Source organism: Streptomyces sp. NPDC088725 (assembly GCF_044751305.1).
GTDB lineage: Bacteria > Actinomycetota > Actinomycetes > Streptomycetales > Streptomycetaceae > Streptomyces.
The window spans coordinates 249894-268910 of sequence record NZ_JBIVLO010000003.1; the positions used below are offsets into that span (position 1 = coordinate 249894).

The following is a 19017-nucleotide window of genomic DNA, read 5'->3' on the forward strand; positions in this document are numbered from 1 at the left end:
GCGGGTCCGCTACAGCAGCCCGTATGAGTCATCCGACGTGAGGTGAGTGAGTTCGCGCCGGACCGCTCACGCGCCGCCCGTGGACAGCTTTACCGCGAAGCCCAGGAACAGCACTCCCGCCGCCGTTGTGGCGCCGGCCGAAAGGCGTTTGCGGCGGCGGAAGTTGGCCGCGAGTTTGGTGCCGCCGAATATCAGAGCCGTCAGGTACAGCGCGCTCATCACGTTGGCAACGAACCCCAACAGGACGAAGGACAGCGCCGGATGGGCGTAGTTCGGGTCGACGAACTGCACGAAGAACGAGATGAAGAAGAGGATCGCCTTCGGGTTGAACAGGCTGATGACCAAAGCCCGCCGGTACGGGCGCTCTTCCGCGGCTGTCGTTTCAACAGCCGCCTCAGCAAGATCCGTTGAGTTCGCGGGATCCCGGCGCGAGCGCCACAGTGCCCACGCCGAGCGCATCATTCCGATCGCCAGCCAGGTCAAGTAGCCCGCGCCCGCGTACTTCACGATGCCGAACAGCAGCGTGTTGGTCTGAAGCAGCGACGCGACGCCCGCCGCCGAGAGCGCCATCAGGACGCTGTCGCCGCACCACACTCCGGCTGCCGCCTTGTATCCCGTACGGACACCGCGCCGGGCGGCGACCGAGAGGACGTAGAGCGAGTTCGGCCCCGGCAGGAGCACGATCAGAGTGACACCGACGAGGTAGGTCGGCAGATCGGTAATACCCAACATGGAGCGGAGTGTCGCACATACGCGCGATCCCGTCAGTGCACGTCCGTCGGGACGCTGGCGCGTATATGCCCCGCATCCCACGGGCCTTGTGTGCACCCGCCGTGCCGCTCGGGCTACTTACCGGTAATGACGACTTCACGACAGACTGTAGCGACGGGGGTCTGTCGGGCAACCATGGCGGGCGGGGAGACTGTCTCAGGTGGCACACCATGGAACGCCGGAGATACCGGCGAGAGACCGGAGACAGAGGGGACGAAGATGCTGAGCGCATCCGCCCTACGCAGAGGGCTCGCCGCCGCGGCCGTAGTGGGCGCGGCCGTTGGCTGTACGGTGCAGCCGACGAACGGCAGAGCCGTGAGCTTCGACGCCAAGCCGGGCGACACCCCAGGCGTGGCATCCGCCGAGCCGTCGCGTACGCCGACACCAACGCCGACACCGACTCCCACTCCCACTCCGACGCCGACGAAGAAGGCGCCCGCCGAGCCCGTCGCGCAGCGGACGAAGAGCGCGGAGCCGGCGCCCCTGCCCACGTACACCCCGGCCCCCGCACCGGCCGCGCCGAAGCCCAGGACGCTGATGGCGAGCGGCGCCGAGAGCGAGCAGGTCCGTGAACTCCAGGCGCGGCTGCGGCAGATCGGCCACTTCGGTCAGAACCCCACGGGCTTCTACGGTTCCGTGACGGCCGCCGCCGTCTCGTCCTTCCAGGACAAGCGCGGGCTGCCGCGCACCGGCACGACCGACGTGGTCACGTGGCAGAAGCTGCTCGGGATGACGAAGACGCCCACCGCGGACGAGTTGCGCCCGCCGACGACCAACCCGCTGCCGAAGGCGGACCCGCGGTGCCTGAAGGGCCGGGTGATGTGCATCAACAAGACCAGCAGGACGCTGGCCTGGATGATCGACGGCAAGGTGCAGTCGGCGATGGACGTCCGTTTCGGGTCGGAGTACACGCCGACCCGCGAGGGTGAGTTCTCGGTGTTCTGGAAGAACCGGCACCACGTCTCGACGCTGTACGACTCCCCCATGCCGTACGCGATGTTCTTCAGCGGCGGCCAGGCTGTGCACTACTCCTCGGACTTCGCGGCGCGTGGTTACGCGGGAGCCTCGCACGGCTGTGTGAACGTCCGGGACGAGAAGAAGATCGCTTCGCTCTTCGACCAGGTCCGCACGGGCGACAAGGTCGTCGTCTACAAGTAGCCATGCGTCGTGTGTGGCGTCGGTGACGCGCACGACGTCGCCGGTGGCCGAGAGCGGTCGGCGACGAGAAGTGAAGGCGCGGGCGGGACCGGGGGAACGTATCCCGCCCGCGCCGTTTGCGCCGAGCCGAAGGTACGGGGGGAACCCCGGCTCGTTGCGCCGCCGATGACCAGTCGGCTCACTCACTACTGCGCCGGGCCCCCGAAAAATGTCACACCCCGTGGCGACGGGCCGGAGCGCGACGGCGCGGTGTCCGAGGCGAGGCGCACGCCGGCGTGCACGGCCGGGGTCACCTCGTGGCCCGCGTCCCGGATCGCGTCGTGCGCGAACTGCGGGACTCCGGTCGGCGCGAATCCGAGCGGCGGGGGCCCGGACGGCGGGGACGCGGCCCCACCACCGGCTCCGGGTGTCGGTGTCGGCGCAGCGGTCGGCGTCGGCTCCGGGGGCTGGAACGACAAGTGCCCGTCAGGCTCTACGTGCGCGGGCGCACTCGGCGCCAACACACCCCCGCTCTTGCCACCGCCCGTGACGCCCTCGCCACGGTCCCCGCCCTTGACGCCACCTCTGCCGGCACCCCCACCGGCACCGCCGTCGCCCCTGCCGAGCAGCCGGTCGCAGAACCTTTCGGCCCCCTGCGGTCCCTTCGTCTTCGACTCCAGCTCACGCCTGCGCGCCGCGTCGATCTCGCCGCTGCGGTAGTCGCGGCAGGTGGCGAGAGCCGACAGGTACCAGTTCGTGGACTTGCCCGGCGGCCCGTCCGGTCTGCGGCCCGGGGCCGGCGCCTCACCGCCGGCCCCGTTGTCGCCGCTCTCCCGCGTCGCCGAGAACCCCTGGCCGGACCTGGGTGGCCTCCCCGCCTCCGTCGCCGTACCGGCCTCTGTCCCCGCCGCGGATGGCGGGTCAGACGGGGCCGACGCGTGCGGGGACCCCGTCTCCCTGGACAGGAGCGGCGCAGGACTCAGCGTCTCGACCGGGGAAACGGAGTTCGCGGGCAATGGGTCGCGCTTACTGAACGAGGAGTTGCCCAGCACCCCCGTGCCCACGGCGACGGCCACGGTACACAGCGCGCAGGCGGCCGCGGCCGCCACGAACCCTCTGCCCAACGAGCCGCGGAAGAACGGTACGGGGAGGGCACGCGAAACGGGCGCGAGCCGTACGGTTCCCGGCAGTTCGGCGGCCGCCTCGCGCTCCGCGTGCGTCTCCGGGGCCTTGTCGCGCGGGCCCGTGGCCACCCGGGCGCGCCGGAACGCCGTCAACGCGGCCGCCTCGCCCGGGGTTTCCGTATCGTTCGCGTACGTGACGTGCGCCAGGCCGCGCAGAGCGCCGGCGAGCCCCTCCGCCCGTCTCCTGGCATGTCCGCCTGCAACCTCGACAGGCTCGCCACGAAGCAGTCTCTCCGCTGTCGCCTTGTCGAGCCACTTGTCGCGCTCGTCGGCCATCACATGTCTTTCTGCGCCTGTGCGCTCGATTGCGTCACACCCGTAACGGCCGCCGCTTCCGGGCGGATGACACGCTGCGGGAGTACGGAGCCGATCCCGCCACCGTAACCTGCGGTGCCGTGACCCGTACCGTGAGTGGTCCGGTCGCTCGGTCCGCCAGGCCGGTCCGCAACGCCCGCAGCACGGTAAGCGGTTGCTCCACGGAGGTCGCCGTCCGCTCCTTCGTGCTCCCCCGACTCGCCCCGCTCCGCCCGCTCTCCGGCCCTTTCAAGACGCGCATGCGGTGCAAGGTCTCCGGTCCCTTCGAGGTCCCGAGGCCGTTCGAGGCCTCCCGGCTTCCCAGTCTCCCGAGGCCGTTCGAAGTCTGCCGGCTCCTCAGTCTCCCCAGGCCTCTCAGGGCCGGTCCCGAGCCCTTGGAGATCGCCGAGAGCGGTCGGCAGGTCCGCGCTCACCAGTTCGGCGAGCCGCTTGAGACCGCGATGCGCGGCGGTCCTCACCGCACCGGGACGTTTCCCCAGCGTCTTCGCGGCGCTGTTCGCGTCGAGCCCGACCACTACCCGCAGCACCACTGCCTCTGCCTGGTCCTGCGGCAGTTGGGCTATCAAGGCCATCGTCCGGCCGGTGGACAGGGCCTCCATCGCCTCGTCGGCGGTGTCGGACTCGGCTGCCCTGTCGGCCAGTTCGGTCTCGTCCCCGCCCGTCGCGGGGCGCCTGCCGCGCATCCGGATGTGATCGAGGGCGCGGTTGCGCGCTATTCGGGCAGCCCAGCCGCGGAAACGGTCGGCGTCACCGCTGAAACGGTTGAGGTCGCGGGCGATCTGCAGCCAGGCCTCGGATGCGACATCCTCGGCGTCCGCGTCGCCGACCAGCGTCCGTATGTAGCCCAACAGCCTTGGCTGCACGGCGCGGTACACAGTACGGAAGGCGTTCTCGTCCCCGTCCTGCGCCGCGAGCAACGCGGCGGTCAGTTGCGCATCGTCCCCCAGCACTTCCACAACCTGTCCTGAAATCGCAGCTGGTCACTGCCGCGTACTGCCCCACGCACCTCTGAACGCTACGGCCTTCCACCGGCTCACGTCCACGACTTGTACAGTCTGCGACGACTTGCTGACGTTATGCGGTGTGACAGAAAACGCACGCCCGGCGCTGTTAGGAGTACGGGGCCGCACTGCGGCTCCGGCGGACGACGACCGAGGCCTCTCCTGTGGGGGGTGGCGGCCTCGGTCGTCCTCGCATCTTCTACCGCTCTGACCTGCGAAGTTACGGGCCGCTACCCACCGCCGTGACCAACAGCGTGACCAACAGCCCCGGCGCTTCACACGAATCTCTCCAGGCCAATACGCTGAGCCGCCCCGGCCGCCAGCTTGCGGGCACCTTCGACTCGGCGCTGTCCGTACTGGGCCATGGTGTAGCCGGGTGTGGCATGCCGGACATTGGCAGAAACCTCTACGGGGTTCTCCCCCGCATCCAAATCGTTGGTGACCTTGCTGAGACGCCAGTCGTGAAGACGGAACAGCTCGGGGAGGTCCAGCCTTTTCCTGACGGACCGCCACCGCGCGCTGACCTGGCCGGCATGCTGCACCGCTGGATGCCTCAGCGGCTGCGCGACCGCTGGCTGACCGACGCGAAGCACCGGTCTGATCACGTCTCCTACGAGGCTGCCCGACACGTGGCCGAGAGCGGCCTGTGACCTACGGCCGACGTCTCGTCGAAGACCTCTTGACTGCCGTCTGGGCGTCCGAGGCGGCGTACGGCGTCCGCAGCCCGACAGCCCCGGACGCTGATATGCCGAAGGGCTCTGTCGACAAGCGGTCCGCGGATCTCCTCTTCGCGCATCTTGCCGCTGTCCGCCACGTGTGGCGGACAGCGCCGCTCACGACGGGTGAGCGCCAAGCCCTTGTCCTGCGGTACGGCGCAGACCTGACGGACGAGACGGCCGGCATCCTTCAAGGAGTCACTGACCGGACAGTGCGGTATCGATGCGAACGCGGCGTCGGGAAGCTCGCAGCCTGGCTGAACGGCCTGGAATATGTCGACGGGTACGATGATCCGGGCACCGCCATAACGACGTATCGGTCAGAATAGCCAATGCCCGGTTAGCCCGAGTGAATCCGATGAATCTCGGACCTCTCGTCTAACAGTCGCAATTGAGTTATGTCGACAGTGCGTGAGACGAATGACATTTCGGATTATTGGCGTCCGGAAATCAGAGTTGCAGGTCTCGGAGCCCTTACAGGAAGAAGAAGCCCCCTCCTGGCGGAGGAGGCTTCGGCGAAAATTTGTGGGTTTCCTCGAACTTTTAAGCGTTGGCCTTCTCGTACGCTTCCCGCACGGGCGCCGGCACACGGCCACGATCGTTGATGGTGTGGCCGTTCTCCTTGGCCCAGGCACGAATCGTGGGAGTGTTCACCCTTCCACCCGAGGTCACAGGACGACGCCTGCTGCCAACGCTCGCAGCACCGGAGCCTCTCACCTTCCGCGCGCCCTTGGCGTGCAGAAAAGGCTTCAGAGCCTCAAGCAGCCTGTCGTAGCTGTCCGGAGACAGGTCAATGTCGACGCCTGCCCCGTCTACAAGCACGGTGTGCGTCTTGACCTCTTCGCTTGCCTCTTCGGTGAGGTCATCCACATACGTCGTAATCACTTTCTTTGCCATGAAGAGCAGTCTACGGCAGCAGGTATACGCATAAACGCCGGAGCCTCAGATATCGTCGAAGGCATTGCCATACCAGAGCTAGTCGGTCAGCCCCACTCGTTTCGCCATGGTCATCAGCGTGGGCCGGGTCCCTGGTGCATGACGAAAGGACCCGAAGTACTTCACGACCGTTGAGTAAGGAGCAGTCATCTCAGGTGCCACCCTGAAGGCGCTCGTGAGCGCTTCCTCGGCGCCCAGGACGTCATTCACCGCCAGGCGAGCCCGCGCGACATCAATGTGGAGAAGTCCGATCCGGCTCGGCCGCAGGCCGGCAGGCGGTGCGCGTACGAGCGGTGTAGACATCTCAACCCACCTGGTCGGGCTCCGCCAATTCAATCCGGGCTACCAGCTCGTAGAGGGATGTCGGCTATACACTCAGCGGTCGCGCGGCTTCAACAATGCATGCATTGCAGTCTCAGAAATACAGCAGCGAAAGCCCGTGTCATCATCAAGCATGGTTGATGACGCGTCGTTGAAAGACGAGGGAGCGGCCCTGGAGAAGGGGCTCGTAAACGCGCCACCCTTCAATTCGTACCGGTTAGGTTCGGTTCGAGAATTACACCACTCCCACACATTTCCGCACATGTCGTATACCCCATATGGGCTTACGCCACTGTGATAACGGCTTACCGGAGTAGTGGAGCCTGGGCCACTCTCGCGTGAATTACATTTCGCAGGCGTGGCCTGACATCCCCACGGATGCGAGTCGCCTCGCACTCCTCTCGCAGCCTTTTCCCACTGCTGGGAGCTAGGGAGCCCCTTGCCCGCCCAAGAGGCGTACGAAGTAGCATCATGCCAGGTGACAAAGGTGACAGGGTGATCGAAGAGCGTGTCCGGGCACTTCCCTTTTACCCAATTGTCCGGTGCTTGATGGCCGGTGGCGACTACAAAACGAGAGTAGTCGGAACAGGTAGCAGGAAAAATATCCATATAGAAGGATGGGAGCCATGTGGGTTTTCTTTCTTTGCCACTCAGGAAGACTCCAGCGTCAACCAGCGCCATCTGTTTTCCGTCGCCAGGATGACGCTCTTGCTCCTGTGAACGCAACACTTGCCCAGAGGCTGCTCCTGACATCGGCAGGACACTATCGGACCCTCCTACAAAAGCAACAAAACGCTCATGCACATCAGGACTGGAGACCTTCAGCGATGTGTCCAACGCCGCCTGATTAACGTCACGAATAGAAATATCCTCACCCCGCTTTTCCCACGTAGAGATGGTCCTTTCACTCACGCCCAAATGTTCAGCGAAAGCATCAATTCCCATCCTCTTTGCTTTTCGTAGGGCTTTAGACTCCTTCCCCGTCCAACGTTCGACCGTGGCCATATCCCGCTCCCCACTTCTGCGCAAGTAAAACTTACTATCGCCAATTAGTTACTCGCACATCGATTCAAATAAGGTCACCGACGATGCCGTTGTACTCCTTGCGGAGTATTTCGATGATGGAGTGATCAACGGAGAGGTGATTTTCGTTAATCTGCGCGATGGCACGCAATCCGATGGCGGCGTTGGTCGCGAAGGCTGCCTGCATCGAGGGAAGGTCGTCGATGGTAACCGGCCCTACCCGGTGTGCGTGGACCTTCTGAAGAAGCTTCATGGTCACACCTTCAAGACAGTCAGCATCCGGCCAGATCACATGATCACCATCGAAAAATCCGATGTTCCACGTGCCGCCCTCCGCAATGAGTCCGTCGCCATCAATGAACAACGCATCATCAAATCCGTTGAGCTGAGCCGTACGGCGCGCACGAAGCGATCCGAAGAGCCCGACACTCTTCACTTCAGGAGTGTCACGTGCGTATGTGGCTGATTGAACGCGAAGCGCCGGCAGAGGGAGGGCTCCCGCCGCCCTCTCCGTGACGAGGATTTGTGGGTCCACGGCCGCGCTTGGGCGACCCAAGTCTGTGGCCGGGTCGAACACTGTCACCCGGATCGTGGTAGCGCCGTGGGGCGGCACCGCCCGCCGAATCAACCCGAGCACACGCTCGGTGTCCAAGTCCACTCCGAACAGCACTCGGCAGTCGCGCACGAGTCTGTCCAGGTGAAGCGCGAGGCCGCGGACACGCCCCTCATCCACTCGCAGGCTGGTGAAGTGACCGTAATTGGTGAGCGCGAGCGTCTGGAGTTGCTCCAACCCCAGCGGCCGACCGTTGAGTTCTGCCATGCACCCAGCATGACAGTGATGCCGGGTGCGCCAACGCCCCAAGAGCCCGCCCAGCATCTAACTTCAGTGAAACTTCAGAGCCACGACAGTGGGACGCCATACCGGCTGCGTCACTGTCTGCGTCAGGATGGTGACGTAGAGGTTTAGGGCGCAATCCACTCATTTGCGAGCCTAGACGACGGAGACAACTCGCGCCCATATAGCGCTGAAGGGTCTATGGCCAGCGTGACGAGCGTCAAGCCGATGCCCAGCATCGGGTTCGCTGCGGGGCCTCAGCCCTTGAGCCCAGACAGGCGCGGTGAGCGCACTCGGCTCTTTTCCCCGAGGGGGCCGAGCGCTCCACCACTTCAGAGGGGAAGGTCGCGTGACCAGGACCGTAACTCGGCCGAGCGCAACCGGCGCCCCCGGTTACAGCGAGACGCTGCCGTGCGCGGCGGCATCAGCCCGCCCAGCACGTCTGCTGATCGGCGCTGCCCTGCACACCTGGAACTTCGGCTGCCTCGTCGACCCCGGGCGGCTGATCGTGTCCGAGCTGGTGTCCAACGCGGTGCAGCACAGTGGGAGTCGGGACATCCGCGTTGGCATCACTCTGCCGGCAGCGGGTCGCGTACGCATTCTCGTTTCCGACAAGTCCTGTGTCGCTCCGATCATCCGAGAACCACAGGGTGACGAAGAGTCTGGTCGCGGCCTGCTTGTGATCTCTGAGATCGCCGCCGACTGGGGCGCCGACCATCGCCGCTGGGGCAAGGTCGTCTGGGCTGAGCTGATCGCCTTCGGACCTGAGCGGGAGAGGCAGTCATGCCAGTCCCGGTAAGCGATGTCATGAAGGAAATAAACGGCCACGTCTTTCACAATCCCGGCGAAGCGCAGGGGTTGAAGCCCTTGTTCGATGCCCTGCTCGACCACTCCCGCCAGCAGCTCTGTTGCCATGACGGTCGCTGTCCACTGATCACGGTCGGGGCCCTCCTGGTCGATGAGCAGGCGCGAGTGCTCATGCTGAGGAACGGCGCCGGGTGGGGCTTCGCTGAGGACCCGCCTCAACCAGAGGACGACTCGCTCGCCAGGACCGCACTTCGTGTGCTGGAGGAGTTCGCTGGGATCTACGACGTGTGGACGGTCCCCGGCGCGGAGGGCCCTTTCGTGATCGACGTGTCGCCAGCCGAGGACGAGTCGCGGTTGCGTTTCGGCTTCCGGTACCTGTTCCGCGCCCACTCCGGAGCACTGATTCCCTCCATGGAGACAGCGGGGCGGGCCCAGTGGCGACCGCTTGACCAACTCGACAACTTTCTTCTGCGGGAGCGTTTACTGAGCCACCTGGTGGTCTCACCTTGACTCACCGCGACCACCAAATTGCGCACCTGATCTGTGTGGTGTCACTGAGTAGCGTGCTCGTAATAGCTGTCTGGAGGACCTGATGCATCATCGCGTACTGCCGAGACGCATTTCGACACCGCCCGGAGCCATCCGGACGGAACTGTCCCCCACCGAAGTGCGCGTCGGTGATTTCCTTCACGTCAACGGCGAGTTTTTCCAGGTAGAGGACATGAGAGCGGCAAGCGAGCCTGGCACCAGGATTTTGAGATTCGCCGGTATGCCGCCGTGGCTGATGAAAAAGAGTGCCACAGTTTATCGACAGGCTACTTGAACACTCATCGCGACAACCGCGATTCTTCGACTTCGTTCCCTGCCGGCCGAACTGGCGAGATGTTCTCCCCGACATCACGCACTCGGCAGAGAACGGATATACCGCCTGCCCCGGCACCCTCGTAATCGGCGGGGAGGTCGGGCCGGGGCAGGTGCAGACCTTCCTCCCGGCCATACGTGGCCCACACAGACTCCGCCCCTGCCAGACGCATCTGAACCTCGCTCCCCCGCGTGTTTCACATCCCTGGCAGGGGCGGGACGAACCCCCGCCCTGGCTCCTTCGCCAACCCCCGTGTAGCAGAACAGGTCGAGAAGCCAGGGCGGGTCCTGAAAAAACCAACAGAAATAAGGAGAGAACCATGTCGTCACAGCTCATGGAGCGCGCGGGACTTGCTCCGGTTCTGTCGTCGTCCCCCGTCCGCCCGTTCGGCCTCTCCAGGGCCGTCCCCGTGCGGCCGGGCTCGGAGATCATCCCCGCCCTCGTCCTCTGCCCTGAGCGGCAGATCAGTGTTACGTCGGGCGGGGAGCCGTTCATCCACGCCCCGTCGATGAAGTCCGCCTTCGAGACGGTGAGCCAGACCACCGAGGACAGCCAGCTCGACGAAGAGACGAGCAACGACACGGACTGACGACCGGCCGACTGAGCGAAGGGATTGATTGACCGATGACTGTCCTGGTTCTGACCGGCCCCAAAGATGCGACTGCCGATCTGGTGATAGCGGAACTCAACGACCGCGGAGTACCCGTTCACCGGCTCGACCCCGGAGACTTCCCCAAGAGCTTGATCGCGACGGCGCGAATCAGCTCCCAACGAGGCTCCTGGGACGGCAGGTTGCGCGGTGAGCACCGGGACTTGGACCTCGGTCACGTTCGTTCCGTCTACTACCGGCGTCCGTCGGAATACCGCCTCCACCCCGACTTGTCGGGGCCGGACGCGGAATGGGCAGCCGCCGAGGCCCGCGTGGGCCTCGGCGGCGTGCTCGCCGCGCTGGAATGCACCTGGCTGAATCACCCCCGGCGAAACGCTGCCGCAGGCGTCAAACCCGTCGCCCTCGCAACGGCAGTTCGGTGCGGGCTGACCATCCCCGAGACGCTGATCACCAACGACCCGGCCGAGGCCCGCGCCTTCATCTCGAAGCTGCCCTCCCAGGTCGCCGCGTACAAGGCCCTCGGTACGAGAGGTCCCAGTGGCGTCGACGGTGAGCCGTACGCACTGTGGACCACCAAAGTTCGTGCCAATGAGATCACAGATCAGGTCAACCTGACCGCCCACCAATTCCAGGAGTGGATACCGAAGGCATATGAGATTCGCCTGACGGTCGTGGCCGGCCAGATGTTCGCGGCCAAGATCCACAGCACGTCAGACGCCGCACAAGTAGATATTCGTACCGACTACGACAGCCACACATACGAACCCTGCGACGTGCCGCGCTCAGTCACCTCCGGAGTTCGTGAGCTGTTGGGCACTTTCGGGCTCCGTTACGCCGCTCTGGACTTTCTCGTTAACCAGCAGGGGACCTGGCACCTGGTCGACGTGAATCCGAACGGGCAGTGGGGGTTCATCCCTGAGCTGCGGGCCCCCATCACCCGAGCACTCGCTGACCTACTGGAAGGCACCCCATGACCACTTCTGCCGTTTTTCCTGACGAGCTGCGCCGAATGATGACGGAACAGCTCATCGCTACGGGGGCCTTGCGTTCCCAGCGCTGGATTGACGCGTTCTCCTGTGTGCCCCGGCACATGTTCGTGCCCAAGTTCACGGTGCGAGCGAAAGGGGGTTTGCACGACTACGGCCAGCCTGATCCGATGTGGCTCACCGCGGCCTACTGGGATGTATCGCTGCTGACGCAGTTCGACGCCTCCGGCGTCGCCACCAGTTCCTCGACACGTCCCTCCCTCATGGCCACGATGCTCGAATCCCTGGACGTCGCGGACGGCGACCAGGTCTTGGAGATCGGTGTCGGTACCGGATACAACGCCGCTCTGCTGGCTCACCGCCTCGGCGACGAGAATGTCGTTTCGGTCGATATCGACCCCGACCTCGTGAACGCGGCGCGCGATCGCCTCGAACTGGCGGGCTGCACCCCTGAGCTGCTTGCCGGGGACGGCATGGCCGGCTGCGCGCACCGCGCGCCGTACGACAGGCTGTTGGCCACCTGTGGCGTGGGCCGCATCCCGAACTCGTGGCGGGAGCAAGTCCGTTCCGGCGGGATCATTGTTGCCAACCTCGGCTTCGGCGTCATGCGCCTGGTGGTTGACCGCGACCACCGAGCAGAAGGCCGCTTCCTCCCCGAACTGGCGGCCTTCATGGTGGCCCGGCCGGACACACACAGCACCAACGCGACATCTCAGGAGCACACGAACGCCGTTCTCACCTCCACCGGCGACACGCGGGAGATCAGCCTTCCCACGGGCCTCGGGGGCGACATGGCCCAGTTCCTTCCGTCCCTCATCCACCCCACTGTCAAAACCATCGTGCTCAAGAACGACAAAGGTCAGGAAATGCGCTGCCTCTGGGAGCCAGACACATCGTCGTGGGCTCGCATCACGCTGCTCGACGTCCGGACAGCACGCCTGGAGCACGGCGGCCCGCGTGACCTCTGGGCCGAGCGCGAGCCCCTGCTCAACGACTGGGTGAGCGCCGGCCGTCCGAACGTCGCCCGGTACGGCCTGACGGTCGAGGCAGACGGCGCACACACCCTCTGGCTCGACACGCCAGGCAACCGTTCGTGGCCGTTGTGACGACAACGGCCTCGGTGTCTGACGCTCTGAGGTGGAGCGTCCCAGGGGAACCGGGCTCGCCGAGATGCTGGCTAGCTGCCGACAAGTAACGTGCTTGTCAGTACGGCGACGCAACGCTGCCGTTATTGTTGACCGGAGCTGGTTGACTCCTGATGGCGCTCGCAGGGCGCGAAAAGGCAGGTCAGGAAGTGTGCTCCCCGCGCGAGCAGGGATGGTCCCACCAGAGTGGCCCGCTCCGGACGGCACGCCGCGTGCTCCCCGCGCGAGCAGGGATGGTCCGGCTGAGGAGATCGAGAAGCGGCCCGGCGTCTAGGAGCGCCGGTGTCCGGCTGGTCTTCTGCTGCCTCAGCACGGAAGGACCCTTTCTCCTGCCCTACAGCGCCTGAGGCGGCGTATCCGAGACCGGTTCGACCTCCGGGTCAGGCGCGGGGTCGGGGGCGGGAGCAGTCTCCGGGTCTGGATCCGGGACCGGCTCCGGGTCCTGGCTCGGGGGCTCCGTTGCCGGGTCGTCCACAACCGGAGGAAGCTGCGGCCATCCCCCCGGCGGGAGCGCGGGAATGCCGATCGTGTCGGGAAACGGCGAATAGATCGGTGGCAGCTCGATATCTCCTGGGATCTCATCGACCAGGTCATCGAGGACTTTACCGTCATGGCCTATATCAAGGTTGAAGATTGAGCGCCCACCGGCGTCCCTCTCCGTGTTCTGGTTCGGGGCCGATTTTGCCGTGCCCGGGTCCGTGTAGCCAAGGGTGCGGTACACGTAGGCGCGAGCTTCCTTCGAGGACATTCCGCGGCTCGTGGCCTCGGCTATGAGTGCGTTCAGCTGATCGGCCGACAGTCGCAGGGTATTTCCGTCACCCTCCGGGGCGGGTCATGTAATTCCGCCCTTCTGCGCGGGAGTCGCCGAGTCATTGTTCGTCATGAACATGGCTCCAGCCGTTGCTATAGCAGTGGCCAGAAGTCCGAACCCGATTACAGCCGCTACCTTTTACTGCCCGCTCGTGTGCGGGACGACTGCCGCAGGCGGGACGATTGCGTGCGGCTTGGGCATACGACGACTGGACACTGCGAGTACTCCCTGAAGGGGCGGAATGATGGCTTCCGATTAGTTAAACATGAGTACGCAGGTGCAAATTAACGCGAAGGTCTGAGGATCTTGAAGTTCATACTTCGGGTCGAAACGGTGAGCAAAAAAGGCCCCGAATTCGCACAACCCGCTGACGAGTCATCAGGCCACGCGACACGGTCACCCTCCGCGATGAGCGCGCGATCCCCTCTCGGCACCGGACCAGATATTCCGGAGAGCACTGAGGGCCGCCCATCGGATCCGGCAGTCAGCACCTGAACTGCGCGGTTACGCCTTAAGGGTCCAACTCCGGAGAGTCGGACCCTTTTGATCGGCATGTTTGCCAAATCAGCGGCGTGGCGGTGCAGCCGTATCCGTGAGTATGACCACACGCCCTGCCCCGCATGACTCGCTTTCCTCCTCCCCCTGCCCGCCACCTCGCGGCTCTACGCCCCACGCCACCCCGGAGCTTCAGCCACCGCACTTCTCGTTGAAGAACGTGCGGCCTCCCGCTTCAGAGCTCCCCGGGGAGGTGCTGGGGGTTCCACCAGCTGTCGTTGGAGCCAGTGTCGTCACCCGTCTCGGTGGGCGCCGGTTCCTGCTGAGTGGGCGTCGGTTCCTGCTCAGCGGGCGCCGGAGCCGCCTCGTCGACCCCAAAGAAATCGGGGAAAATACCTGATTCATTCCATTGACCACTCATGTCATGGTCTATCTGCTGGAACACCCAGAGGGGGTCGGGGTTCTCCATGTCGCCCTGCGGCGTAAGGTCGGGCTCGGGTTCAGGCGGCAAGAAACCGATCCCATCTCCGTCGCCTGCCGCAGAAATAAGCTGGAGTTCATTCTCGCTCAACTCTTTTTTCTCGACCATGAATCCCTGCTCCTCAGCGAGGCTCATCGCAATCCGCTCTCTAGGCGTTTCGAGTTGTTTGAACATCACGGCGCAATGATGGCTTTCTGGAAAGGTTCCTCGCGCGGCAATCTTGCCACAGACCGTGATCGCCCACCACCTCAACTTCGTTGCATGCTGCGCTACTTGGAGGTCGCGATGCGCGGACGCTCGCCTTCAACCCGGTGAGTCGGGAGAGCGAGGCCGCTGACTGACAGGCGCCCGGCTGGGGGTCCCGGGCCGTGCGGGTCGCGTGGACAGCCGTTGAGTCGGAGGGTTCGACTTCCCACCGTGAGGCTGCCGTGCGGGCTGTCCCGCCGGGTTGGTCACGTGACCAACGCATGACCAACAGCACTCAGAAACAGCCAGAAACAGCCAGATAGAGACCGATCCAGGAGCAAGCGAGAACCTCTGGCCAGACGGCAAAATGACTGGTCAGAGGCCTTTTATTGGTCAGCCGAGCCAGGGGTGGCGGCCTCGGTCGTCCTCCCGGAACTCCTCCGCCGCCGGCCTCCGAACGGCCCGGTTGCCCGCTCGCGGTCGGCGCAGGGGACCGGCGATACGGGCCGCGAGGCGGGCACGAATCGGTCAGGTTCCCGCCCGTGCCCGGCGCGAGACCACGGCTCGCAGCACCCGCTGTCCCTCGGCCGACAGATCCATGACCCGGCGCAGTCCCGGCGAGCCCGGCGTTTCCGCCAGGATCTCCAGAATCCTTGTCTGGCGGCGCAGTTCGCCCGTGACGAGCGGTCCCGGGCCATCGGCTCCCGGTATCCCGTCCGCCGCGCCGGCCGTCTCGATCTCCTGTTCGCGGCATCGCGCCAGCAGTTCGGCGGAGTCATCCGGGACCGCGCGGCCCGCGCCACCGGCGCCCTGCGTGTCGAACTCCTGGTGGATCTCCAGCGCCACGAGGGAGCAGGTGTCCGCCCAGGTACGCAGCGGCCCGGCGGCCCAGTCCGACGGCGCCGATTCGAGCATCGTCCGTACGAGCGCCGCCGCGACGGCGGAGCCCGGCGCCTCCGACCCGTCCGGCGTCTCCAGCGCGCTCCGCGCGGTGGCCAGCCGCGCGGGCCAGCCGTCCGGCCCGCGCACGATCCCCACCCACAACGGCTTCAGCACACCGGCCCGTTCGGCCCGCAGGGGCAGACACCGGTCGAGACAGCCGAGCCCGCTCGCGGCGAGGCCCCGCTCATCCGACTGTGCGATCAGCTTCACCAGACTCATGGTCGTCTCCCGTCACGGACGCAGCACTGCCTCATACTGCGCCGGACGGCTGAAATACGTCACTACTTGTGCCGCCGATCCGCACCCGGACATCCCAAATGACCGTGTGGATGGGGTACTTCAGCCGGGCAAAGAGGACGGAGGCGGCTCGGACACCGCCTCCGTCTCATTGGATTCAGCCACCCAGTCGCGTGCCGAGCGTCTTGAACGCGGTCCAGCTCAGCGGCGGTTTGCCCGGAGTCCAGGTCTTCTGTGCCACGGCCCGCAGCGGCATCGCGATCCCCCGCGCCACCTCGTCCTGGGTCTGGGCGTTCGGGAAGTCGCCCCACACCGCGAGCCGGCCGCCGAGGATCTGCTTCGAGTAGGTCTCGGACACCGGCTTCGTGCCGCGCAGGACGAGCGGGGTCCACTGCTCGTAGATCCGCTGACCGGTCGGATAGACGAAGTTGTTCGGCTGCCCGAGCACGTAATAGAGGTATTCGTCGTTCAGGTTCACCACCTGACGGCCTTCCTTCAGGTACGCCACGGGCTGCCGCGCACCGGCTTCCCGGCCCGTCCAGTACTCGACCTGGAGGTCCTTGGCCGGGGCCACGACACCACCGGCGAACAGCCCGTCGTTCCAGACCTTCGGCCTCTTGCCGACCGAACGGACCACGGCCGCGCGGGCGTTGGTCCAGGCGGTCGCCAGGTCCTGCACCCGTCCCTTGCTGCCGTACTTCTGCCGGGCGAGCGCGGCCAGCTTCGGATACGACGCCTGGGGGTCGGAGACCACCAGCGCCTGGTACTCGTCGGCGCCGAGGTGCCAGTAGTGGGACGGGAACAGCGCGGCGAATTCGCGGTCCAGCTCATCGATGAGCCGCGCGGACGCGGGCAGCCCGATGTTGATCGCTCCGCGCGTGACCACCCCGTTCGCGTTGCGCAGCTGCAGCTCGGGGTGGGCCGCGAGCACCGCGCCCAGGTGGCCCGGGGAGTCGATCTCGGGGACCACGTCGATGTGCAGCCGGTCGGCGAGCGCGAGGATCTTCCGTACCTGGGCCTGCGACAGATGCTGCCGGGAGACGATCTCCGGGTGGGTCCTGGACTGGATGCGGAAGCCCTGGTCGTCGGAGAAGTGCAGGCCCAGCTGGTTGAGCTTGAGGTCGGCCATCTCGCGCAGCCGGTCCTCGATCCAGCCCTCGGTGTAGTACTTGCGCGCCATGTCCAGGTTCAGCCCGCGCTGCGGACGGTCCGGCTTGTCGCGTACGACACCCGCGGGCATCTCGCCGTCGGCGCGTACGGACTGTTTGAGCGTGCGGGTCCCGTAGAAGACGCCCGCCTGGTCGGGGCCGACGATCCGGACTCGTCCGTTCGTGGTGGTGAGGGTGTACGACTCGGCCGCGCCGCCCTTGGCGAGGGCCAGCTCGACATCGCCCGCGCGCGCCGCCGCGGTCCCCCGGTAGGGGATCTTCAGCTCCTGCGCGATCAGCTTGCCCTCGTCGGCGAGTCCGGCCCCGGCGGCTCCCCGGGCGATGACGACTCCGCCGGAGGCCGTCGGTTTCCAGCCGGGGCCACGTGCCGCCTCGTGGGTCCGTACGGACGGGATGGTCCGGGGCGCGGTGGAGAGCGGGCCGGTGGGCGAGGGGGTCGGTGAGGCAGCGCTCCGGGCCGGGGACGGTGTGGCGGGGGACGCGGCGGGAGGCGGGGTCGTGGCGCTGCGCGAGGAGCCGTTGCCGCTGCCGTTCGACGAGCTGTTTCCGCAGGCCGCGACCGTCACCGCCACCAGCGCGACGGCCGTCGCCGCTCCCGCGTTCCGCACTCCGGCCCTCCTGCTCGCGGTGGTCCTGCCCACGCCCGGGCCGCGCTCTGATGGCCACCTCACTCGAAACCTCCCATGGACGGCGAAAATATGACGAAACAGAGGCGAAGCTACGGTGAACGTCCCACGCCGACGTCCATTTCGCGATCCGAAACTCTTCCTTCCGGGTGAAAATCGAGCAAGCGTCGGACAGGTCCCTCTATAGATCGGTAACGTTGCCGTCCCCCGCCGCCCTCGCCTCTTCCATTCCTTCCTGCTTTCCTTTCTTGCGCCGACGACACGCCGCGTTCGAGGAGTTCACGCTGGACACGCCCGGCCTCGGCCGCTTCAACGCCGCGTCACCCGAAGCCGCGGAGGCTGCGCTGCTCAGCTGCTGCGGCAGCCGCCGCTGGGCCCAGCGGCTGGCCGGGCACCGCCCGTACGCCACGCTCGACGTCCTGCTCGCGGCCGCCGACGAGGCGAGCTACGACCTGTCGTTCGCCGATCTGACGGAAGCACTCGCCCGCGAGTCGCCGGTGGTCCCGCACCCCGGCACGCCGCCCGCCGCGCAGACGGCGCTGCGCGCGGCGCACGCCGCGTACGAGAGCAGGTTCGGGCACGCCTTCGTGATCAGCTTCGACGGCCACCAGCCGGAGGACTGCCTGAACCACGTGCTGGCCGAGATCCACACCCGGCTCTCCCACGACCCCGACAAGGAACGTTCCGTTGCCGCCGACGAGCTGCGCCGCCTGGCCCGGAGCCGGATCCCGCGGGCGATCGCCGGCCTGACCGGCTGTCGACCCGGCCGCCGACCCGGCCGCCAACCGGAATCGGGCGCGGAATTGCATACAGTATCCCCCGCAGGTCGGACATAAGGGCGCTCCGATAGCCCGTACGTGGCTCTTTGCTGCCTGTTTGATCACACCTGCGGACCCTGGGCAAACGAACAGACATGTCGTCGCTACGATGGCCAGGGCCGGTGGACCGTACCCGGCCGGGCGCGACCGACACCACTGTGCTTGATTGAGTAGAAGATGGCGGCCGGCCCCGATCACCGCTCCCGGAGGGGTTTTTCCGTGCCGGCTGGAACGCTGTACCGCGGCCGGGAAGGAATGTGGTCCTGGGTGGCTCATCGAGTCACCGGCGTCCTCATCTTCTTCTTCCTGTTCGTACACGTGCTGGACACCGCTCTCGTCCGAGTTTCTCCTGAGTCCTACGACGACGTCGTGGCGACTTACAAGAACCCGGTCGTCGCGCTGCTCGAGTACGGCCTTGTGGCCGCAATTCTCTTTCACGCGCTCAACGGCCTGCGCGTCATCGCCGTGGACTTCTGGTCCAAGGGCCCCCGCTACCAGAAGCAGATGCTGTGGACCGCGGTCGGCATCTGGCTCGTCCTGATGGTCGGTGCTCTCTACCCCGTGCTCGGGCACGCCTTTCGCGAAGTATTCGGGAGCTGAGTC

General features: G+C 66.0%; 19 protein-coding genes and 1 pseudogene. 10 read left to right on the forward strand and 10 right to left on the reverse strand.

What is annotated here, in order from left to right:
* Positions 1-66: 66 nt before the first annotated feature.
* Positions 67-732: a leucine efflux protein LeuE gene (gene leuE / locus ACIP6N_RS08135; RefSeq protein ID WP_401813828.1), complete on the reverse strand. Its 666-nt coding sequence runs from the start codon at positions 730-732 to the stop codon at positions 67-69.
* Between the two features lie 258 nt (positions 733-990).
* On the opposite strand from leuE, the gene ACIP6N_RS08140 reads away from it, so the two are divergent.
* Complete coding sequence (locus tag ACIP6N_RS08140) at positions 991-1929, forward strand: L,D-transpeptidase family protein (protein WP_401813829.1); 939 nt, start codon at positions 991-993, stop codon at positions 1927-1929.
* A gap of 185 nt (positions 1930-2114) precedes the next feature.
* On the opposite strand, the gene ACIP6N_RS08145 is transcribed toward ACIP6N_RS08140, so the two are convergent.
* Positions 2115-3368 (reverse strand): hypothetical protein, encoded by a 1254-nt coding sequence (locus tag ACIP6N_RS08145; RefSeq protein WP_401813831.1) that lies wholly within the window; start codon positions 3366-3368, stop codon positions 2115-2117.
* A 442-nt stretch (positions 3369-3810) separates the two neighbouring features.
* Positions 3811-4357: pseudogene (locus ACIP6N_RS08150) on the reverse strand (RNA polymerase sigma factor); the annotation flags it as partial.
* Between the two features lie 293 nt (positions 4358-4650).
* Here ACIP6N_RS08150 and ACIP6N_RS08155 point away from each other — a divergent pair.
* Positions 4651-5058 (forward strand): hypothetical protein, encoded by a 408-nt coding sequence (locus ACIP6N_RS08155; protein ID WP_401813832.1) that lies wholly within the window; start codon positions 4651-4653, stop codon positions 5056-5058.
* A complete protein-coding gene (locus tag ACIP6N_RS08160; RefSeq protein ID WP_401813833.1) occupies positions 5055-5453 on the forward strand; it encodes a hypothetical protein in 399 nt (132 codons plus the stop codon). The genes ACIP6N_RS08155 and ACIP6N_RS08160 overlap by 4 nt, the downstream gene beginning before the upstream one ends.
* 214 nt (positions 5454-5667) lie before the next feature.
* Here ACIP6N_RS08160 and ACIP6N_RS08165 read toward each other — a convergent pair whose 3' ends face one another.
* From ACIP6N_RS08165 to ACIP6N_RS08175, 3 genes are all read right to left on the reverse strand, one after another.
* Positions 5668-6021, reverse strand: coding sequence for an Lsr2 family protein (locus ACIP6N_RS08165; RefSeq protein ID WP_401813835.1), 354 nt, complete (start codon positions 6019-6021; stop codon positions 5668-5670).
* Between the two features lie 414 nt (positions 6022-6435).
* Positions 6436-7386: an SUMF1/EgtB/PvdO family nonheme iron enzyme gene (locus ACIP6N_RS08170; RefSeq protein ID WP_401813837.1), complete on the reverse strand. Its 951-nt coding sequence runs from the start codon at positions 7384-7386 to the stop codon at positions 6436-6438.
* A gap of 64 nt (positions 7387-7450) precedes the next feature.
* Positions 7451-8224, reverse strand: coding sequence for an aminotransferase class IV family protein (locus ACIP6N_RS08175; protein ID WP_401813839.1), 774 nt, complete (start codon positions 8222-8224; stop codon positions 7451-7453).
* 364 nt (positions 8225-8588) lie between these two features.
* Between ACIP6N_RS08175 and ACIP6N_RS08180 the strand changes: the two genes are divergently transcribed.
* The 5 genes from ACIP6N_RS08180 (at position 8589) to ACIP6N_RS08200 (ending at position 12610) form a co-directional block, all read left to right on the forward strand.
* A complete protein-coding gene (locus ACIP6N_RS08180; RefSeq protein ID WP_401813840.1) occupies positions 8589-9038 on the forward strand; it encodes an ATP-binding protein in 450 nt (149 codons plus the stop codon).
* Positions 9023-9556, forward strand: coding sequence for an NUDIX hydrolase (locus ACIP6N_RS08185; RefSeq protein WP_401813841.1), 534 nt, complete (start codon positions 9023-9025; stop codon positions 9554-9556). Before ACIP6N_RS08180 ends, ACIP6N_RS08185 begins: the two co-directional genes overlap by 16 nt.
* Positions 9557-10227: 671 nt before the next feature.
* Positions 10228-10497 (forward strand): putative ATP-grasp-modified RiPP, encoded by a 270-nt coding sequence (gene tgmA / locus ACIP6N_RS08190; protein WP_401813842.1) that lies wholly within the window; start codon positions 10228-10230, stop codon positions 10495-10497.
* Between the two features lie 35 nt (positions 10498-10532).
* On the forward strand, positions 10533-11492 hold the full coding sequence (gene tgmB, locus ACIP6N_RS08195) for an ATP-grasp ribosomal peptide maturase (protein WP_401813844.1): 960 nt from the start codon (positions 10533-10535) through the stop codon (positions 11490-11492).
* The gene (locus ACIP6N_RS08200) at positions 11489-12610 is read left to right on the forward strand and encodes a methyltransferase domain-containing protein (protein ID WP_401813845.1); all 1122 of its coding nucleotides are present in this window, start codon (positions 11489-11491) and stop codon (positions 12608-12610) included. The genes tgmB and ACIP6N_RS08200 overlap by 4 nt, the downstream gene beginning before the upstream one ends.
* A gap of 373 nt (positions 12611-12983) precedes the next feature.
* Here ACIP6N_RS08200 and ACIP6N_RS08205 read toward each other — a convergent pair whose 3' ends face one another.
* From ACIP6N_RS08205 to ACIP6N_RS08220, 4 genes are all read right to left on the reverse strand, one after another.
* A complete protein-coding gene (locus ACIP6N_RS08205; protein ID WP_401813847.1) occupies positions 12984-13397 on the reverse strand; it encodes a hypothetical protein in 414 nt (137 codons plus the stop codon).
* Positions 13398-14190: 793 nt separating this feature from the next.
* Positions 14191-14613, reverse strand: a complete 423-nt coding sequence (locus tag ACIP6N_RS08210; protein WP_401813848.1) for a hypothetical protein — start codon at positions 14611-14613, stop codon at positions 14191-14193.
* A gap of 537 nt (positions 14614-15150) precedes the next feature.
* Entirely contained in the window at positions 15151-15783 is a 633-nt protein-coding gene (locus ACIP6N_RS08215) for a hypothetical protein (RefSeq protein ID WP_401813850.1), read from the reverse strand.
* Positions 15784-15958: 175 nt separating this feature from the next.
* Positions 15959-17578: a glycoside hydrolase family 20 protein gene (locus ACIP6N_RS08220; protein WP_401813852.1), complete on the reverse strand. Its 1620-nt coding sequence runs from the start codon at positions 17576-17578 to the stop codon at positions 15959-15961.
* Positions 17579-17844: 266 nt separating this feature from the next.
* Here ACIP6N_RS08220 and ACIP6N_RS08225 point away from each other — a divergent pair, with 266 nt between their 5' ends.
* Together ACIP6N_RS08225 and sdhC are read left to right on the forward strand one after the other, a co-directional pair.
* The gene (locus ACIP6N_RS08225) at positions 17845-18432 is read left to right on the forward strand and encodes a 2-oxo-4-hydroxy-4-carboxy-5-ureidoimidazoline decarboxylase (protein ID WP_401813853.1); all 588 of its coding nucleotides are present in this window, start codon (positions 17845-17847) and stop codon (positions 18430-18432) included.
* A gap of 201 nt (positions 18433-18633) precedes the next feature.
* Positions 18634-19014, forward strand: coding sequence for a succinate dehydrogenase, cytochrome b556 subunit (gene sdhC / locus ACIP6N_RS08230; protein WP_401813854.1), 381 nt, complete (start codon positions 18634-18636; stop codon positions 19012-19014).
* Positions 19015-19017: the final 3 nt, after the last annotated feature.

Bases quoted from the DNA above. Each gene is read 5' to 3' on its own strand.
- ACIP6N_RS08145 (WP_401813831.1), bottom strand. From the start codon at position 3,368: ATGGCCGACGAGCGCGACAAGTGGCTCGACAAGGCGACAGCGGAGAGA.
- ACIP6N_RS08185 (WP_401813841.1), top strand. From the start codon at position 9,023: ATGCCAGTCCCGGTAAGCGATGTCATGAAGGAAATAAACGGCCACGTC.
- ACIP6N_RS08170 (WP_401813837.1), bottom strand. From the start codon at position 7,386: ATGGCCACGGTCGAACGTTGGACGGGGAAGGAGTCTAAAGCCCTACGA.
- ACIP6N_RS08140 (WP_401813829.1), top strand. From the start codon at position 991: ATGCTGAGCGCATCCGCCCTACGCAGAGGGCTCGCCGCCGCGGCCGTA.
- ACIP6N_RS08205 (WP_401813847.1), bottom strand. From the start codon at position 13,397: ATGTCCTCGAAGGAAGCTCGCGCCTACGTGTACCGCACCCTTGGCTAC.
- tgmB (WP_401813844.1), top strand. From the start codon at position 10,533: ATGACTGTCCTGGTTCTGACCGGCCCCAAAGATGCGACTGCCGATCTG.
- ACIP6N_RS08175 (WP_401813839.1), bottom strand. From the start codon at position 8,224: ATGGCAGAACTCAACGGTCGGCCGCTGGGGTTGGAGCAACTCCAGACG.
- leuE (WP_401813828.1), bottom strand. From the start codon at position 732: ATGTTGGGTATTACCGATCTGCCGACCTACCTCGTCGGTGTCACTCTG.
- ACIP6N_RS08200 (WP_401813845.1), top strand. From the start codon at position 11,489: ATGACCACTTCTGCCGTTTTTCCTGACGAGCTGCGCCGAATGATGACG.
- ACIP6N_RS08165 (WP_401813835.1), bottom strand. From the start codon at position 6,021: ATGGCAAAGAAAGTGATTACGACGTATGTGGATGACCTCACCGAAGAG.
- tgmA (WP_401813842.1), top strand. From the start codon at position 10,228: ATGTCGTCACAGCTCATGGAGCGCGCGGGACTTGCTCCGGTTCTGTCG.
- ACIP6N_RS08215 (WP_401813850.1), bottom strand. From the start codon at position 15,783: ATGAGTCTGGTGAAGCTGATCGCACAGTCGGATGAGCGGGGCCTCGCC.